This window comes from Thalassospira sp. MCCC 1A01428 (assembly GCF_002115825.1).
GTDB lineage: Bacteria > Pseudomonadota > Alphaproteobacteria > Rhodospirillales > Thalassospiraceae > Thalassospira.
The window spans coordinates 83,777-100,508 of record NZ_JFJZ01000004.1 but is presented as its reverse complement, the minus strand read 5'-3'; the positions used below and the strand labels follow the sequence as shown (position 1 = coordinate 100,508).

Below are 16,732 nucleotides of genomic sequence, written 5' to 3'. Positions count from 1 at the left end.
TTACACTGCCACCCACTGCAAAAATGTACGAGTGTAAAATTGTACGTCATTGTATCAAACTGTACGGTCCAATGCGGCCCCACCATGACGTATATGTCCAAACGCTGCACAATAACCCGTTTGGCATAAAAACAGCCGGGCGACGAACATATCGTCACCCGGCCAGCCATCATTTCAAACTCGTCAAAGGCACTGTTCGGCGTTATCCGGCAATCAGCCGGGAATCGGCATATAAATCATTGGCGACTTCGGCACGAAGCCGGTCTGCATCATCCACGATAACATTGGCGTCGGTCAGGTGTTTTTGCCACATGCGGGCAACAAACATTACCAGATCGCCGCGCTGCTCCAGCGGGTCGATAAATTTCAACCGCATTTTCGGTGCATCAAGGCCCCTGCGGCTCATGACTTCAACGTTATAGCGCCCTTTAAGACCGGCAATTTCAACCACCATTTTGCGTCCCCGTTCCCAGTCCTGCGACGGGGTAACCGAAATCCCCCCAATCGACAGGTCATACAGGCTGGTTTGTGTCATTTTGCCCTGACCATGAAACGTCACGCGAATATCGCGCCCTGCCATAACGCGCGGGTCCTTGCCATCGCCATCATCTTTTTCGGCAGCATCGCGCACCGCCCGGTTCAACGACAGGGTAAGTTCGCTTACATGGGCGGTTACGTCTTCGGCGTGTCCGGTTAAATCCAGGCTCAGGCTGCGGGTATGGTCAATATCGCGCGATACTTCCAGAATCGCATCACCCACATTTTTTGCCGCATCACTGGCCGCCCGAATGGCAATTGAAATTTCTTCTGTCTCGCGGCGCTGCTGTTTAACATCCCCGGCAACTTCATCTGAAATTGCCATCATGTCGCGCACGGTAACACCCACATTTTCCATCGCTGCAACACAACGGTCGGTCACATTGCCCATGGCCCCAACATGGGTGGTAATCTGCTCGGTCGCTTCGGCAGTTTGACCGGCCAGGTTTTTAACCTCGGCTGCCACAACGGCAAATCCACGCCCGGCTTCACCTGCCCGTGCGGCCTCGATGGTGGCATTCATTGCCAGCATGTTGGTCTGGGCGGCAATACCCCGAATCAGGTCCACCATCTGTTCAATACTGCTGGCAACCGTGCGCAAATCATCAACGGCAGCGGCCGATTCACGCGTACTATCCACAGCTGATTGCGCAATGGTGCGCTGGCGGTCCACCCGCCCGGCGATGGACCCGATGGCACCGGACAACCGGGTTGCCGCATCACTAATCGACTGGGCATGTTCCCGGCTTTGATCGGCAGCGGATGTTGCGGCCTCGGTTTGGCCGTTTACCCGGTCGGCGGCGGCGGAAACTTCGTTTACGGCATCGCGCATCCGGTTTACCTGGCGCGAAACCGATTCAACCAGCCCCGATGTTTCACCCTCAATGGTTTCGGCCATGCCGCCCAGCGATGCCCGGCGTTTTTCTTCTTCCTGGCGTTGCAATTCAATGCGGTCTTCGGCCATGGTTTCAATTTTCAGGGCGTTATCGCGAAAAATTGAAACGGTGCGTGCCATGACACCAAATTCATCACGGCGGGCAATGTCGGCAAGGTCAATATTGGTATCGTTGGTGGCAAGGCGGGTCATATCGCCATTCACCCGGCGCAGAGGGCGCAAAATGCTGGTTGCGGTTCCTGCTGCCAGTAAAATGGCAATCAACGCCCCAACCATCGCCACTACCATATTGGTCATGGCCGAGCTTTCGGATTTGCCGTGAACCGCTTCTACCAGTTCATTCTGTCCGGCAATCGCTTCCGCACGGATTTGGCCGGTAATTTTTTGTACTTCGCGCACAGCCGCCTTAAAATCATTCATCGACTGGCTAAATCCGCTAAACGATCCTTCCAGCTGGTTTGCCCCCTGTTTTAACAAATCATTGTCGCGCGTAGCATATGAAAACAGCTTTTTATCCGCGCGCTTTAACGACCCCATCGCCGTTTTGATTTCCTCGTGCAAATCGGTCAGCGACGACGTGGCATTACGGGCTGTTTCAAGGGCCGCGGGCGTATGAACAATGGCGTATTCCAGATTGCTCACAATCGCGCTTAAATTATCCTTCGACAGGCGATCACCATATTTTTCGGCAATTTCAGGATCACGCTTATTGATAAACGACACCAGATCCGACGATGAACCGCCCATCTGGTTGGCACCCAGCAAAATGGTATCTGCCGATGCCGTCATGTTTTCGGCACGCAATACCAGCGGTTCCAGCGTGGCAATATATTTTTCCGCCAGCACCTTCAGGTCATTGGCCTTGTCATCATCCCCAATCGCAATAAGGGCGCGGGTCAGGTCTTCGCGGCTGGAAATTGCGTTGTCCTGAATGGTGGCAATCTCGCTGCGAACTTCAGGGTCCACCGTTTGCGCATACAGCAATACCTGGTTTGAAAGCCGTTCCAGCTTCAGGGCGTAATCATTGGCCAGACCGACCAGTTCTGTTCGCTTGGCAATGCGGTCGGCATCACCGGCAAAACCCAGCAAGTACCATGACGACAGCGCACTTAACCCCAGCAGCATCAACACCAGAACTAAAAAACCTGCATAAATGCGATGGCTAATGCGAATACGGTCAAACAACATGACGGCTCCGAAGGTTCGGTAAAAAAACGTTCAGGTTGTTGACTTACAGCCAAACCGGCGCCGTTTTTGTAACACTTCCATGAAGATCATGTTTCAGCCGTTTTATGACCGGAACGACCAGCTAAAAAACATCAAACGAACTTTTTTCCGCATAAATACGCATCAAACGAACCTATTCTTCCGGGCAGGAATAATATTTTCCGCATCCGCGCTTTAAACTTCAGGCGAATCGTAAGTTTACGTGCATTCATATGGAATTTCCCGGCAACGAAAGCCTGCCTGGTACCGGTGCTATCACGCCGAACCGGTTTTCAAATACAGCGCATTTCATGTTTCATCGGTGAAATTGTATCGCATCAATATAGTGCAAGCTGGCACCCGAAAACCGCGTTATACTTGCCCCATGACCCGTTCAAACCAACCGCGCAGTGCGGCGCGGCACCGATCAGAAAACCCGCGTGATTATACACGCGAACATGCGCGCCACTGGCGGGCAGCGGATGGTATTGACCTGTTTGAAGCCGACTATAAACGCTTTACCTTTCCCAAACACAGCCACGATTATTACGCCTTTGGCACGATCCTGAACGGGGCCGAAAAGTTTCTGACACGCGGCACCAGCCATGTTGCCCGGCGGGGTCAGTTGTTATTGATGAACCCGATGCAGGTACATGATGGCGGCCCGGCCTGTGATGACGGTTATCATTACCAGATCATGTTTATTGCCCCGCAAATCTTTGCCGGTCTGGTCGATGAAATATCACCCAAAAGCAAGGGCCTGCCGTTTTTCAGCCAGCATGTCATCGACGATCCCGCCCTGCATTTACAGTTGCAAAAACTGCACCGCATGTTTCTGCCCGAAACCCGGCATTTAACCTGCGACCTCGAACGCGACAGCCAGCTTTTATACAGCGCTGCCCGCCTGGCCCTGCGCCATGCCGATGCCCCGCCGTTTGACTTTCAACCCGGTGCCGAAGACAAACGCATTCGCACGGTCATTGATTATATGATGGCCCATCAAGAAGAAAACATATCGCTGGAAACACTGGCGGCACTTACCGGATTAAGCCGTTTTCATTTATTGCGCGTTTTTCGCGATGCCACCGGTTTACCGCCGCATACTTACCTTAACCACATGCGCCTGCGCCGGGCCAAACGCATGTTATTTGATGGTCACAGCATTGCCGATACCGCCGCGGCCACCGGTTTTTCCGATCAAAGCCATTTAAGCCGGCATTTCAAAATCATGTGGGGGGTTAGCCCCGGTATTTTTATCGCCAATCGTCGATAACAGCAATTTCGTTCAATATCAGAACGGGCGAAGGCGGGCATAAATCATTCCAATGATAAATGCCTTTAGGAAATGTCGGGAAAACGTCATGTCATCCGCTCCGCATTTTACCGCCGCCTCCCTTCGGCGCGGTGCCATTGCCTGTCTGCCGCTGTTGCCAAGCACGCTTATTTTTGGCGCGGTTCTGGGGGTGCTTGCCACCCAGCGCGGCCTAAGCCTTGGTGAACTGTTATTCATGAGCCTGACCGTCTTTGCCGGTTCGGCACAGTTCGTATCAGTCGATTTGTGGCGTGAAACCATTCCCTCGCTCACCATCATTGTCGCCACCATTGTCATTAATCTGCGCTATGTGCTGATCGGGGCATCCCTTCGTCCGGTTTTTCGGGGTCGCCCGTTATGGGTTAAAATTTGCGGGATGCATATGGTGGCCGACGAAAACTGGGCCATGACCATGGCACAGGAAGAAACGCCAATACCGGGTTTCCTTTTGGGCGGCGGCCTTTTTCTTGCCATTGTCTGGGGGACGGGCAACACCATGGGCTATTTGCTGGCAGGTGGTATTCCCGACCCCAATGTTTATGCGCTTGATTTTGCCTTTACCGCCATTTTTGCCGCACTGACGGTAGGCATGTGGAAAGGCCAGGCCGACCTGCTGCCCTGGATCGCAGCCGCCATTGGCTCGATTGTTGGTCACTACCTGTTGCCTGGCACATGGTCCATTCTGGCAGGTGCAGGGGCCGGTGTAGTGGTTTCTGCATTAACGTGGAAAGGCGACACACCGGGCAACCAGAATAACGATGCAACACGCCCGCAAACCGGCCTTAGCCCCGCCGATGGTCCCTATTCCCCTTCCCCGCACGCCGGAGAATAACCCATGACCGATTTCATGACCTTCACCCCCGAAGCCATCCTGACCATTCTGGGCATGGCTGTTGTGACCTATGGCATGCGTCTGGGCGGGCTTTTAATGGCAGACCGTTTGCCACAAACCGGGCGCTGGGCCCATGTGCTTGAACGTCTGCCCGGTGCGGTTTTAATTTCGGTCTGGGTGCCCAGCGCCCTTTCTGCCGGGGCGATTGGCATGGCCGGGGCAGCAGCAACCCTGATCGCCATGGTCGCCACCCGCAACCTTTTTGCCGCCATGATTGCGGGTATGGGCCTGGTGGCCCTTGGTCGCTATTTTATCGGAACCTGATGCTCAACCCTGATGTTTCCGATCTGTTGCAGGTTTCTGCAACACAAAAGCCGCCCGAAATTTTTCGGGCGGCTTTTTGATAAGGCAGCAAGTGTGGCTTACGCCGCAACCATGTTTTGCTCGCGCGTTGCCTCGAACCGGCAGTTCGGCCAGTCGCGCTGCGCTGTTTCCAGATGCCAGGCATTACGGGCAATGAAAACCAGGGTTTTATCATGGTCTTCAAACAAGGCCGACTGGTTGGTATCGCGGAACTTTTTAAGTTCGATCGGATCATCACACATCACCCAGCGCGCGGCATAGGCTGGTGTCTGTTCGAAATGAACCTTGATGCCATATTCCGCAGCAATGCGTTCCTTTAACACTTCAAACTGAAGCTGACCGACCACACCAACAATCCAGTCCGCCCCCATCATGGGTTTGAACACCTGTGAAGCACCTTCTTCGGCAAGTTGTTCCAACGCACGCTGAAGATGTTTGCCCTTTAACGGGTCATCCAGGCGCACTTTTTGCAACAATTCAGGCGCAAAGGCCGGCACACCGCGGAAGCGCAAGTCTTCGCCTTCGGTCAGGGTATCGCCAATGCGCAGCGTACCGTGGTTGGGAATACCGATAATATCGCCCGGCCAGGCTTCCTCGGCAATGTCGCGTTCATTGGCAAAAAACAGCATCGGGTTATGCACCGCCATCTGTTTGCCGGCACGCACATGTTTTAACTTCATGCCGCGTTTGAAATGCCCCGAACACAGACGAATAAAGGCAATACGGTCACGGTGGTTCGGGTCGATATTGGCCTGCACTTTAAATACAAAGCCCGAAACCTTGGTTTCGTCAGCCTTGACTGTGCGGGTTGCAGCTTCTTGCGGGCGCGGGGTGGGTGCATTTTCGGCAATGCCACGCAACAATTCACGCACACCGAAATTGTTAATGGCAGAACCGAAAAACACCGGGGTCAAATGGCCTTCGCGATACGATTCAATGTCGAATGGCGGGCACATTTCGCGCACCATTTCCACATCTTCACGCAACTGCGCAACCAGATAATCCGGCACCAGTTCGTCCAGTTTCGGGTCATGCAGACCTTTAATCTGAATGGCTTCCTTAACAACCTTGCCGCCCTTTTCCATGAACAGGATCTGGTCGTTGATCAGGTCATAACAGCCATGAAAATCACGGCCCGACCCAATCGGCCAGGTCACCGGCGTCACATCCAGCGCCAGATCCTGTTCGATCTGGTCCATCAGTTCAAAGAAATCCCGGGTTTCACGGTCCAGCTTGTTCACAAACGTCGTGATCGGCACATCGCGCAGGCGGCAAACCTCAAACAGCTTGCGCGTCTGGGCTTCGATGCCCTTGGCGGCGTCAATCACCATCACCGCACTGTCAACGGCGGTCAGAACCCGATAGGTATCTTCGGAAAAATCTTCGTGGCCTGGCGTATCAAGCAGGTTGAAGATATTATCTTCAAACTCGAACGTCATCACCGCCGAGGATACCGAAATACCACGGTCCTGTTCGATTTTCATAAAGTCCGAACGCGCCCCGCGCTGTTCTTTCTTTGCCTTGACAGCACCAGCCATCTGAATGGCACCGCCGAACAGCAACAGCTTTTCCGTCAGCGTGGTTTTACCCGCATCGGGGTGCGAGATGATGGCAAAGGTCCGGCGGCGCGAGACCTGATGGTCGATCGACGACATGGTGGTTCCAATAATCCTGAGACATTCAATTGCGGCGCACTGTACTGATTTTTAGCCATGATACCACAATGAAATCGTCATATCGGGCATGATGCGCGCCATTCAGCAGCAAAAACACACCCTGCCGCCGCTATGCCAACGACAACACGGCCCGACCCCGCCATAAAAGCAGTCAAATTTTACCACCCATTCCGACAAATCACTGTTTTTATGCCGCAGCGAAGCAAATTTTTTGTTCGCAGCTGCAAGATAAACATTTGAAAACAAGCCGTTTGCGAATTCATTCAAATTTAACAATGCAAAAAAGGATGACAAGCCCCGACATGCAGGCGTAGGATTCTGGTGTTCGGTCATGAGCCGAACTCAAAAGGGGACAAACGAGTGCCGCAAAACAGCGTCTCACATCGTATCTTTTCTCCCCCCGGATCGCAGATGCGAAATGCATTAGGGTCCGGCACCTTTCCTAGCCGTCCTCTTATTTACAAGATGAAGAATGTTCGCGCGCTTTTCCAACACTGGAATGGCGCGTTTTGCTTTTTTGCACAACGTAAGTCGAACGCCGGCGAAATTTCATGTGTTTTGGCCGGCTTTGACTTCAAATCGCGAGGTGATCATCATGGGTAAGCGCGCAGCACGCCGTCGGAGCCATCCGCAACAGTCAGACGGCAACATCCACGAACTGTTCGACGAGAACAAATCGACCTGGGACCCCTTGGCAGAGCAGGGCCAGACTGTGCCCCCAACACATCGCGATCAAAGTTTCCGCCGCCATATCCGTCCAAAAAGCGAAAATCAGGCAGCCCTGATGGAAGCAATCGATAATTTCAACCTGGTCCTTGCCCTTGGCCCGGCGGGTACCGGTAAAACCTATATTGCCGTTGCCAAAGCCGTCGAAGCCCTTGATGCCGGGGACATTGGCCGTATTGTCCTGGCCCGCCCGGCAGTTGAAGCAGGCGAAAATATCGGTTTTCTGCCCGGAGATGTCGAAGCCAAAATGGCCCCCTACCTTCGCCCGCTATACGATGCCCTGAACGACCGGTTGGGCAACAAACGCCTGCGGACCTACTTATCGGATGGCACCATTGAAATTGCCCCCATCGGTTATATGCGGGGCCGCACGCTCAACAACGCCTTTGTCGTTATCGACGAAGCCCAAAACTGCACCTATGGCCAGCTTAAAATGCTGGTCACCCGTTTGGGCTGGAACTCCACCATGATTTTGACCGGCGACCCCGACCAAACCGACCTTCTGCCAGAACTGTCGGGCCTTTCGGAAATGGCAGATCGTCTGCAACATGTCGAAGACATTGCCTGTGTTCAGCTACGCGACAAGGATATTGTTCGCCACCCGTTGGTCGCCAGCATGTTGACGGTGCTGTAATTTTCCGATCATAAACAGGTTCCAATATAACAAAGGCGGCCCTTAATGACCGGGCCGCCTTTATCATTCCTGATTGCAGGCCAGGCTATTATATTGTCAATCGTTGCTCAAGGTGCCGGTTGGGTCATGTAAAGGTCACCACCATCGCGGTATTTTTCAGCCATGGCAGCCATGCCTTCTTTCTGGGCATCGGCACGAATATCGTGTGAAATCCGCATTGAACAAAACTTTGGCCCACACATCGAACAAAAATGCGCCAACTTATGTGCCTCCTTTGGCAAGGTCTGATCGTGAAAAGACCGGGCCGTTTCCGGATCCAATGCCAGGTTAAACTGGTCTTCCCAGCGAAATTCAAACCGGGCACGCGACAAGGCATCATCGCGCATTTGTGCGGCCGGGTGCCCTTTGGCCAGGTCGGCGGCATGGGCGGCAATTTTATAGGTAATCACCCCGGTTTTCACATCGTTACGGTCCGGCAGGCCCAGATGTTCCTTCGGTGTCACGTAACACAGCATCGCGGTGCCAAACCAGCCAATCATCGCCGCCCCAATGCCCGATGTAATATGGTCATATCCCGGTGCAATATCGGTGGTTAGCGGGCCAAGCGTATAAAACGGGGCTTCGCCACAAACCTCCAGCTGTTTGTCCATATTGTGTTTGATCTTGTGCATCGGCACATGGCCCGGCCCCTCGATCATCACCTGGCAGTCCTTTGCCCAGGCAATTTGGGTCAGCTCACCCAGGGTTTCAAGTTCGGCAAACTGTGCGGCATCGTTAGCATCGGCAATCGATCCGGGGCGCAACCCGTCCCCCAGTGAAAAGGTCACATCATAGGCACGGCAAATGTCGCAAATCTCTGCGAAATGTTCGTACAGAAAACTTTCGCGGTGATGATGCAGGCACCATTTCGCCATGATCGAACCGCCACGCGACACAATGCCTGTTACCCGATCCACCGTTAACGGAATATGATGCAGGCGTAATCCGGCATGAATGGTGAAATAATCCACACCCTGTTCAGCCTGTTCGATCAGGGTATCGCGATAAACCTCCCAGGTCAGATCTTCGGCAATGCCATCCACTTTTTCCAAGGCCTGATAAAGCGGCACCGTGCCAATCGGTACCGGCGCGTTCCGAATAATCCATTCGCGGATGTTGTGAATATTTCGCCCCGTTGAAAGGTCCATCACGGTATCGGCCCCCCACCGGGTCGCCCATACCATTTTTTCAACTTCTTCTTCCATCGACGACGTCACCGCCGAATTGCCAATGTTGGCATTGATCTTGACCAGAAAATTCCGGCCTATAATCATCGGTTCCGCTTCAGGATGGTTGATATTGGCAGGGATAACCGCCCGTCCGCGGGCAATTTCATCGCGCACAAACTCCGGCGTAACAAAATCGGGGATAGCGGCACCAAAGCTGTCGCCATCCCGTTTGGCGGTTCGTGCGGCATTAATGGCCCGTGCTCGGCCCAAATTTTCGCGGATGGCAACAAATTCCATTTCCGGTGTCACGATGCCGGCCCTTGCATAGGCAAGCTGCGTGATCGCGGTTTGGCCAACGGCCCTAAATGGCCGGTATTTAACCGGAAAATCATCAACCGCGTGGCGCGTTCCCGGGGCCACACCGTTATCAACCTGCTGCACATCCCGCCCGTCATACGACGTGACTGTTCCATTATTCTTATGCCAGTGCTGGCGCAACCGGGCCAATCCCTGCCGGATATCGATGGTCACATTCGGGTCGGTATAGGGGCCTGACGGGTCATATACCCGCACGGGCGGCTCGCCCGCCGTGGGGTGAACCGAAATTTCGCGCATCGGAACGCGAATTTCAGGATGAAGAGTGCCTGGAATGTATATTTTTTGCGAGGCCGGTAACGGGCCACACGTAATTTCAACGTCCGGATTTAAAGCAGGCATAAAAGGCTCCTTTGCAAAGGCAATGGAGACCCAGTTCCGCGTCAGGTTTCAGATGAATAAGTTTCCCCGATCACAGCAAGCAAAGGAATAACTGCAACGCAGCAGGCCCTTTGAGGCTGTCATCAGTGCCACGTCCGTCTGGTGAAAGACCCGGCATCTGCACCATCCCTACGCCAGTATGAACTGGATCAGGTTCAAAGGGTCACTGCGCGTAAAGTCTGAAACTTTACCCAGCAGAATCTCAGCCCCTTGCCGGGGCCCCCCAGGTGATCGAGGATCATAGTTGCAATTTAAAATCGCAGGTGTCAATCGCCGGAATATTTTATCTGAACAGATATTCGGTCTAGCGGCCCGTCGCGAGTTCGCTGTTGGAAACAGGGATATCATCCAGCCCCACCTTGCGCGCCCGGGCTTCGTGCCAAAATTCGGGGTCTTCGGTGTAACCGCTAAATTCATCAAGATGAATATCTTCGGGCGGTTCGGGGTGGATGGTAATATCCAGGTCGGGATATTCGCCGCGAATGCTGTCCATCACCTGATGGCAAATAGTATGGGCTTCGCGCATCAGCATCCCGCCATCCATGATCAGTTCAATTTCAGCAAAGCGATGCACCCCCGATGAACGGGTGCGCAAACGGTGAATACCGATTACAGATTTGTGTTTCATGGTCAGTTCAATAATGCGCTGGCTATCGGGTTCGGGTAATTCCCGATCCATCAACACCGAAACAGCATCGCGGCCAACCTTGCCTGCCGAATACAGCAGGAAAATCGCAACAATACCGCCAATCACCGGGTCGGCCCATAAAAAGCCCGACCCCACCAGCAACAGCGCAATAATAACAGCCGCATTGGCAAGAATGTCGGAACTGTAATGCAGCGAATCGGCCTCGACCGCCATCGAACCTGACATCCGCATCGCCTTGCGTTGCAGCAAAACCAGCCCCACTGTCATCACCAGCGATGCAACCATGATATAGATTGCTTCATTGGCAAGGCGCATCGGTTGCGGGTCCATCAGGCGCGAAGATGCCTCGGCCAATACCAGCACAGCAGCGCCCAGCATAAAGGCGGACTGGAAAAGCCCCGCCAGCGGTTCGGCCTTGCCATGACCAAAACGGTGGTCATGGTCTGCCGGACGCCAGGCACTACGCACCGCCATGAAATTGATCACGGACGTACCGATATCAAGCATGCTATCTATCATGGAAGACAAAAGGCTGACCGAATCCGTCATGAACCACCCGATTGCCTTAAGGACAATCAGGGTCGCAGCAATAATAATGGAGGCCGTCGTCGCCCGACGTGCCCACATTTCTCGCTGTGCAATGTCAATAACCGGACATTGGTTCATTGTACGACCCTTTGGTATGGCTTGGGTCTGGACCCAAACTGTGCGCTAGAACAGGCTGTATATAATAATTCTATTTAATGCGCCCGTGCAAATAGCGCAAATTTGATATTCCGCAAGGTTTCCAAACTTTGCATCGGACATTATATCGGCTCGAACCTGTATATAAAGGATTGGCAAGCCCCCATGATCGTTGAACTCGGACATTATGCCCTCGTATTGGCGCTGGCCATGGCGTTTGCCCAATCCACGGTGCCGTTTCTGGCAGCAGCACGGGGCGATAGTGCCTTGCTGCGTGTTGCCCCGCGCACAGCAATTGCCAGCTTTGTGCTGATCGCATTTTCTTTTGGTGCCCTGACATACGCCTATGTCACGTCCGATTTCTCGGTTCTGAATGTGGTGGAAAACAGCCACACCGCCAAACCGCTGATCTATAAGATCACCGGGGTTTGGGCCAATCACGAAGGATCGATGCTGTTATGGGTCATGATCCTGTCGCTGTTTGGTGCGGCGGTTTCGGCCTTTGGCCGCAATTTACCACCCAGCCTGCTTGCCCGGGTTGTTGGCGTAATGGGGCTTATCGCTGTCGGCTTTTTGCTGTTCATCCTGCTAACCTCAAACCCGTTTGAACGCATTGCCAACCCGCCGTTAAACGGCCAGGGCATGAACCCGTTATTGCAGGACCCCGGCATCGCCATTCACCCGCCGTTCCTGTATCTGGGTTATGTCGGCTTTTCGGTGGCCTTTGCCTTTGCCGTTGCCGCCCTTATTGAAGGCCGGGTTGATCCGGCCTGGGCACGCTGGGTCCGCCCATGGACACTGGCCGCTTGGGTGTTTCTTACCGCGGGCATCGGGCTTGGTTCGTGGTGGTCCTATTATGAACTCGGCTGGGGCGGCTGGTGGTTCTGGGACCCGGTTGAAAACGCATCCTTCATGCCATGGCTGGCGGGAACCGCCCTGCTACATTCGGCCATTGTGGTTGAAAAACGCGATGCCCTTAAAAGCTGGACCATCTTTCTTGCCATTATCGCCTTTTCATTTTCCCTGCTTGGCACATTTCTGGTGCGTTCGGGTGCATTAACGTCGGTTCATGCCTTCGCCACCGATCCGAAACGCGGCATTTTTATTCTGATATTGCTGGCCCTGTCGGTGGGGGGGTCGTTTGCGCTATATGCCTGGCGTGCGCCCACCCTGAAGGGCGGCGGGCTGTTTCAGCCGATTTCGCGCGAAGGGGCACTGGTTTTTAACAATGTGCTGCTATCGATTGCTGCGGCGATGGTATTTTTAGGGACGCTTTATCCGCTGTTCCTGGAAACCCTGACCGGCGAGAAAATATCGGTCGGCGCGCCATTTTTTGATGCCACCTTTGTCCCGATCATGACGCCACTGATCATCGCCATGGCGATTGGCCCGTTTTTACCTTGGAAACGCGCTGATCTGCTGGCAGCCATTAGCAAACTAAAACTCGCCATCGCCATTGTTGTCGTCACGGTTCTGGTAACCTACTGGCTTTCAGGCGGCCCGGCCTTTGCCCTGTTTGGCATGGGGCTCGCGGTATGGCTGTTTGTTGGCTCCGTTCTGGAATGGGCCGGGCGAATAAAACTGTTTCGCGAACCGTTGGGCACCAGCTTTCGCCGTATGCGCAATTTGCCACGTTCCGCACATGGCATGATGCTGGCCCATGCAGGGGTTGCCATTGTCATTGCCGGAATCACCGGATCCCAGGCATGGACGACCGAAGCTGTGCAGTCCATGGCCATAGGCGATAGCGTACAGGTCGGGTCCTATAGTTTCACCCTGAACGACATCAGGGAAATTCAGGGACCAAACTATATGGCCCGCCAGGCGCATATAACGGTTAAACATCCCGGAGATAAAACAACTATTCTGGCACCGGAAAAGCGGATTTACACCGTTGAAGGCCGCCCCACCACCGAAGCCGCCATTCAGTCATCCTTTACCGGCGATGTTTATGCCGTTTTGGGCGATCCCGACGAAAACAACAACTGGGTAACACGGTTTTATATCAAACCGATGATTCCCTGGATGTGGGTTGGTGGCCTGGTCATGGTGTTTGGCGGGCTAATGTCGCTTTCTGACCGTCGTTATCGTGTTGGCGCACCAAACCGGTCGCGCAAGGCACAAAAAAACACCCATGCGGCCCAACCGGCCGAATAAACGGCAAAAACGAAAACAGGATACCCCCACCCCATGACTGTCTGGATTGTTTTTGCCCTCGTTACCGTTGCCATTGCAGGTTACGTGTTATGGCCGGTTTTAGCCGGCCCGAAAAAAAGCCGCCCCCTGCCATCGGATGGCAGCGCACATAACGATGCCCAAAACAAGGCCGAGCATAACGCCGAACTGGTTGATCAGGATGAATTACAACGGGATTTGACCGTTTACCGTGACCAGCTGGCTGAAATCACCCGTGACATTGATCGGGGTGTTTTAAACGCCGAACAGGCCGATGCTGCCCGCATCGAAGTACAACGCCGCATTCTGGCAACCGACCAGCGTATTCAAACCCGGGCGGCAAGCCGCGTTGGCAAAACGCCCGGCGCCTTTGCCCGCCCTGTCGCGGTTGCCCTGATCCTGATCGGCATTATCGGCGGGCTTGGCCTTTATCTTGATATTGGTCATCCTGCCCTGCCCGACCGCCCCATTGCCCAGCGTACCGACGAAATAATGGCGGCCCGCAATGCGCAAAATAATAACCAGGAACGCGACCGCGCCCTGCGTAACGCCGTGGCCGACCTTTCCAACAAACTAATCCAAAACCCCAACAACCTTGAGAACTGGGAATTGCTGGGCAACAGCCTGCTGGCGTTAAACCGCCCGCAAGAAGCCCAGACGGCCTTTCTTGAAGCCGTAAAACTTTCCAATCGGGATGGGGCCTATCTGGCGATGTATGCCGAAGCCATTATCCGTGCCAGCGACGGGCAGGTTACAGCCCCGGCGCGTGGAGCCCTGGAAGAAGCCGCAAAATCCGGCAATGACAACCCGCGAATCGGCTTTTATTTAGGTGTTGCCGATTTACAGCAAGGCCATGCCGGGGCTGCCGTTGAACGCTGGATCACGCTGGCAAATTCCGCCCCGGCCGATGCATCGTGGTTGCCAATGGTTGTGCGCCAAATCCAGCAAACCGCCCAGGCTGAAGGCATTGACATTACCGGCCGTCTGAAACCGGCATTGCCCCCGTCTGCACCTGCGATTGCAGGCACTGTTGGCCCCAGCCAGCAGGACATGAAAGCAGCAGCCGACCTGACCCCCGAAGAGCGCCGCCAAATGATTGAAGGCATGGTCGACCGTCTGGCATCGAAACTGGAAGAAAACCCGCAAGACCCCGATGGCTGGGCCCGCTTGATGCGCGCCTACATGGTCATGGGCATGAAAGACAAAGCACAACAAAGTTATCAGCAGGCGCAAGAAGCCCTGAAAGATAACCCCCAGGCCCTGAACCAGCTTGCGGCTATCGCCGGTCAGGCCGGCATTGCAACCAACTAGGATATATAAGAAAATTTGCAATCAGGAGTCGCATCCATGCTATCCTTTTGCGACTCCGTTTTTGCCCGTTTTAAATGATCGAAAACAGGAAAATACAACTGCTTTTCCGGCAGCAATTATCGAAAAAAAACGCGTTTTCTTCGCTGTGCTGGCAATAATCAGGTCTAAAAATCGAAAAAATGTCGATTTTTACCCGTAGAAAACTAAATTGCGAACGACAATCAAAAACCAGTCATCTATAAACATTCAGGAATGCTATAATCAAGTTTAGTATGATGCTAGCTAACCGGGGTGTTACCCCTGTTCTTAAGAATAATGGATCCAGGTGGAGATGTCAGCGGTGAAGACGCCCAGCCATTTATTGCTGATTGAAGACAACCCCGGCGATGCAAGGCTTGTTGAAGAAGCCTTAAAGGAATTTTCGCGCCCGGTAAATCTTCATCACGTCAAAGATGGCATCACGGCCCTTCAGTTTCTGCAAAAGGATGGGCAATACCGCAACGCACCGCGTCCCAAACTGATCTTGCTGGATTTGAATATGCCGCGCAAGGATGGTCGTGAAATGCTGCGCGATATTCGTAGCGACCCGGCCTCGGCCAGCATCCCCGTCATTGTTTTAACAACATCAGGTGCCGAACGTGATGTTGATTTATGTTATGCTGCGGGGGCTAATTGCTATTTGCGCAAACCGGTAGATGTGGTTGAATTTATCGATCTGATGAAAATGATCGAAACCTTCTGGCTTGATACCGCCCTTACCCCGTCACACTAGCGCATATTTCCCTGCGTTTTTGGCTTTGCATCCTTTATTTTGGCATGCCCGGCACGTGGAACGGCTGTGCCTTTCAGCTGTTCCCGCGTGTACTTGCTTTCATTACATCAATAAATGCCCGCAATCCCGAGGGTACATGCCGATGACCGGGATAATACAAATACAAACCGGCAATTGGCGGGCACCAGTCGTCAAGTACGGTTATCAGGCTCCCGTTTGCCAGCGCGTCTTGGGCAACTGTTTGCGGCACATACGCAATGCCAAGCCCGGCCATGGCCGCCTTTACCATCAAAACAGGATGATCCAGCGTTAAACTGCCTGGAACATCAATATGTAATTCCTGTCCGTGACGGGCGAATTCCCATTGATAGGGTTTGCCACTGGGCAAACGATACCGAATGCAGCGATGAAACTTTAGATCATCCGGTATATGGGGCACGGATCGATTGTTAAAATAAGACGGTGCTGCAATAGCAACAAACCGGGTCTCTCCGCCAAATCGCACCGCAATCATATCTTGGGGAATGGCCTCGCCTAACCGGATACCGGCGTCGAAACCTTCGGCCACAATATCCACCAGCCGCCCGTCCGTCACCAGATCCAGCGACATATCGGGATATTGCGCCAAAAAGTCCGGCACAACTGCATCCAGCAACATTGCAACAGCAATGTCACTGGTGTTAATCCGCAGCATACCGCTGGGCCGATCTCGAAAATGGTTTACTTCTTCAAGCGCAAAATCAAGGTCGCGCAAGACCGGTTGCAACCGGGACAACAGTTTTTCGCCCGCCTCGGTCAGGGCGACACTGCGGGTCGTGCGATGAAACAGACGCACCCCCATATTTTCTTCCAGGGTACGGACAACATGACTTAACGTCGATGGGGCCAACCCCAGTTCGTCGGCTGCTTTGCGAAAACTCTGCCATCCCGCAATACAGGCAAACGCCTTCAGATCGTTAAGGCTGGGGGTATAATTCATGGGTATTTACCATCAAG

At 53.7% G+C, this 16,732-nt stretch carries 12 protein-coding genes and 1 riboswitch; of the genes, 7 read left to right on the top strand and 5 right to left on the bottom strand.

What is annotated here, in order from left to right; translation table 11 throughout:
- Nucleotides 1–202: 202 nt before the first annotated feature.
- Entirely contained in the window at nucleotides 203–2,620 is a 2,418-nt protein-coding gene (locus tag THS27_RS04870; protein ID WP_085588436.1) for a methyl-accepting chemotaxis protein, read from the bottom strand.
- A gap of 403 nt (nucleotides 2,621–3,023) precedes the next feature.
- Here THS27_RS04870 and THS27_RS04865 point away from each other — a divergent pair, with 403 nt between their 5' ends.
- The 3 genes from THS27_RS04865 to THS27_RS04855 all read left to right on the top strand — a co-directional run bounded on the left by THS27_RS04865 (nucleotide 3,024) and on the right by THS27_RS04855 (nucleotide 5,106).
- Nucleotides 3,024–3,911, top strand: coding sequence for a helix-turn-helix domain-containing protein (locus THS27_RS04865; RefSeq protein WP_085588434.1), 888 nt, complete (start codon nucleotides 3,024–3,026; stop codon nucleotides 3,909–3,911).
- An 88-nt stretch (nucleotides 3,912–3,999) separates the two neighbouring features.
- On the top strand, nucleotides 4,000–4,782 hold the full coding sequence (locus THS27_RS04860) for an AzlC family ABC transporter permease (protein ID WP_085588432.1): 783 nt from the start codon (nucleotides 4,000–4,002) through the stop codon (nucleotides 4,780–4,782).
- A gap of 3 nt (nucleotides 4,783–4,785) precedes the next feature.
- The gene (locus THS27_RS04855; RefSeq protein WP_085588430.1) at nucleotides 4,786–5,106 is read left to right on the top strand and encodes an AzlD family protein; all 321 of its coding nucleotides are present in this window, start codon (nucleotides 4,786–4,788) and stop codon (nucleotides 5,104–5,106) included.
- 98 nt (nucleotides 5,107–5,204) lie between these two features.
- On the opposite strand, the gene THS27_RS04850 is transcribed toward THS27_RS04855, so the two are convergent.
- Nucleotides 5,205–6,800, bottom strand: coding sequence for a peptide chain release factor 3 (locus THS27_RS04850; RefSeq protein ID WP_085588429.1), 1,596 nt, complete (start codon nucleotides 6,798–6,800; stop codon nucleotides 5,205–5,207).
- A 616-nt stretch (nucleotides 6,801–7,416) separates the two neighbouring features.
- Here THS27_RS04850 and THS27_RS04840 point away from each other — a divergent pair.
- Nucleotides 7,417–8,181, top strand: coding sequence for a PhoH family protein (locus THS27_RS04840; protein WP_085588759.1), 765 nt, complete (start codon nucleotides 7,417–7,419; stop codon nucleotides 8,179–8,181).
- 107 nt (nucleotides 8,182–8,288) lie between these two features.
- Here the strand turns inward: THS27_RS04840 and thiC are convergent, their stop codons facing one another.
- Together thiC and THS27_RS04830 are read right to left on the bottom strand one after the other, a co-directional pair.
- Nucleotides 8,289–10,106: a phosphomethylpyrimidine synthase ThiC gene (gene thiC, locus THS27_RS04835; protein ID WP_085588425.1), complete on the bottom strand. Its 1,818-nt coding sequence runs from the start codon at nucleotides 10,104–10,106 to the stop codon at nucleotides 8,289–8,291.
- A gap of 147 nt (nucleotides 10,107–10,253) precedes the next feature.
- Nucleotides 10,254–10,381, bottom strand: a riboswitch (TPP riboswitch).
- A 68-nt stretch (nucleotides 10,382–10,449) separates the two neighbouring features.
- Nucleotides 10,450–11,460 (bottom strand): cation diffusion facilitator family transporter, encoded by a 1,011-nt coding sequence (locus THS27_RS04830; protein ID WP_085588423.1) that lies wholly within the window; start codon nucleotides 11,458–11,460, stop codon nucleotides 10,450–10,452.
- A gap of 183 nt (nucleotides 11,461–11,643) precedes the next feature.
- On the opposite strand from THS27_RS04830, the gene THS27_RS04825 reads away from it, so the two are divergent.
- The 3 genes from THS27_RS04825 (at nucleotide 11,644) to THS27_RS04815 (ending at nucleotide 15,736) form a co-directional block, all read left to right on the top strand.
- Entirely contained in the window at nucleotides 11,644–13,635 is a 1,992-nt protein-coding gene (locus THS27_RS04825; protein WP_085588421.1) for a heme lyase CcmF/NrfE family subunit, read from the top strand.
- 33 nt (nucleotides 13,636–13,668) lie between these two features.
- A complete protein-coding gene (gene ccmI, locus THS27_RS04820) occupies nucleotides 13,669–14,964 on the top strand; it encodes a c-type cytochrome biogenesis protein CcmI (RefSeq protein ID WP_085588419.1) in 1,296 nt (431 codons plus the stop codon).
- Between the two features lie 331 nt (nucleotides 14,965–15,295).
- Nucleotides 15,296–15,736, top strand: coding sequence for a response regulator (locus THS27_RS04815; RefSeq protein WP_085588417.1), 441 nt, complete (start codon nucleotides 15,296–15,298; stop codon nucleotides 15,734–15,736).
- A 73-nt stretch (nucleotides 15,737–15,809) separates the two neighbouring features.
- On the opposite strand, the gene THS27_RS04810 is transcribed toward THS27_RS04815, so the two are convergent.
- Nucleotides 15,810–16,715 (bottom strand): LysR family transcriptional regulator, encoded by a 906-nt coding sequence (locus THS27_RS04810; RefSeq protein ID WP_085588415.1) that lies wholly within the window; start codon nucleotides 16,713–16,715, stop codon nucleotides 15,810–15,812.
- Nucleotides 16,716–16,732 lie beyond the last annotated feature (17 nt).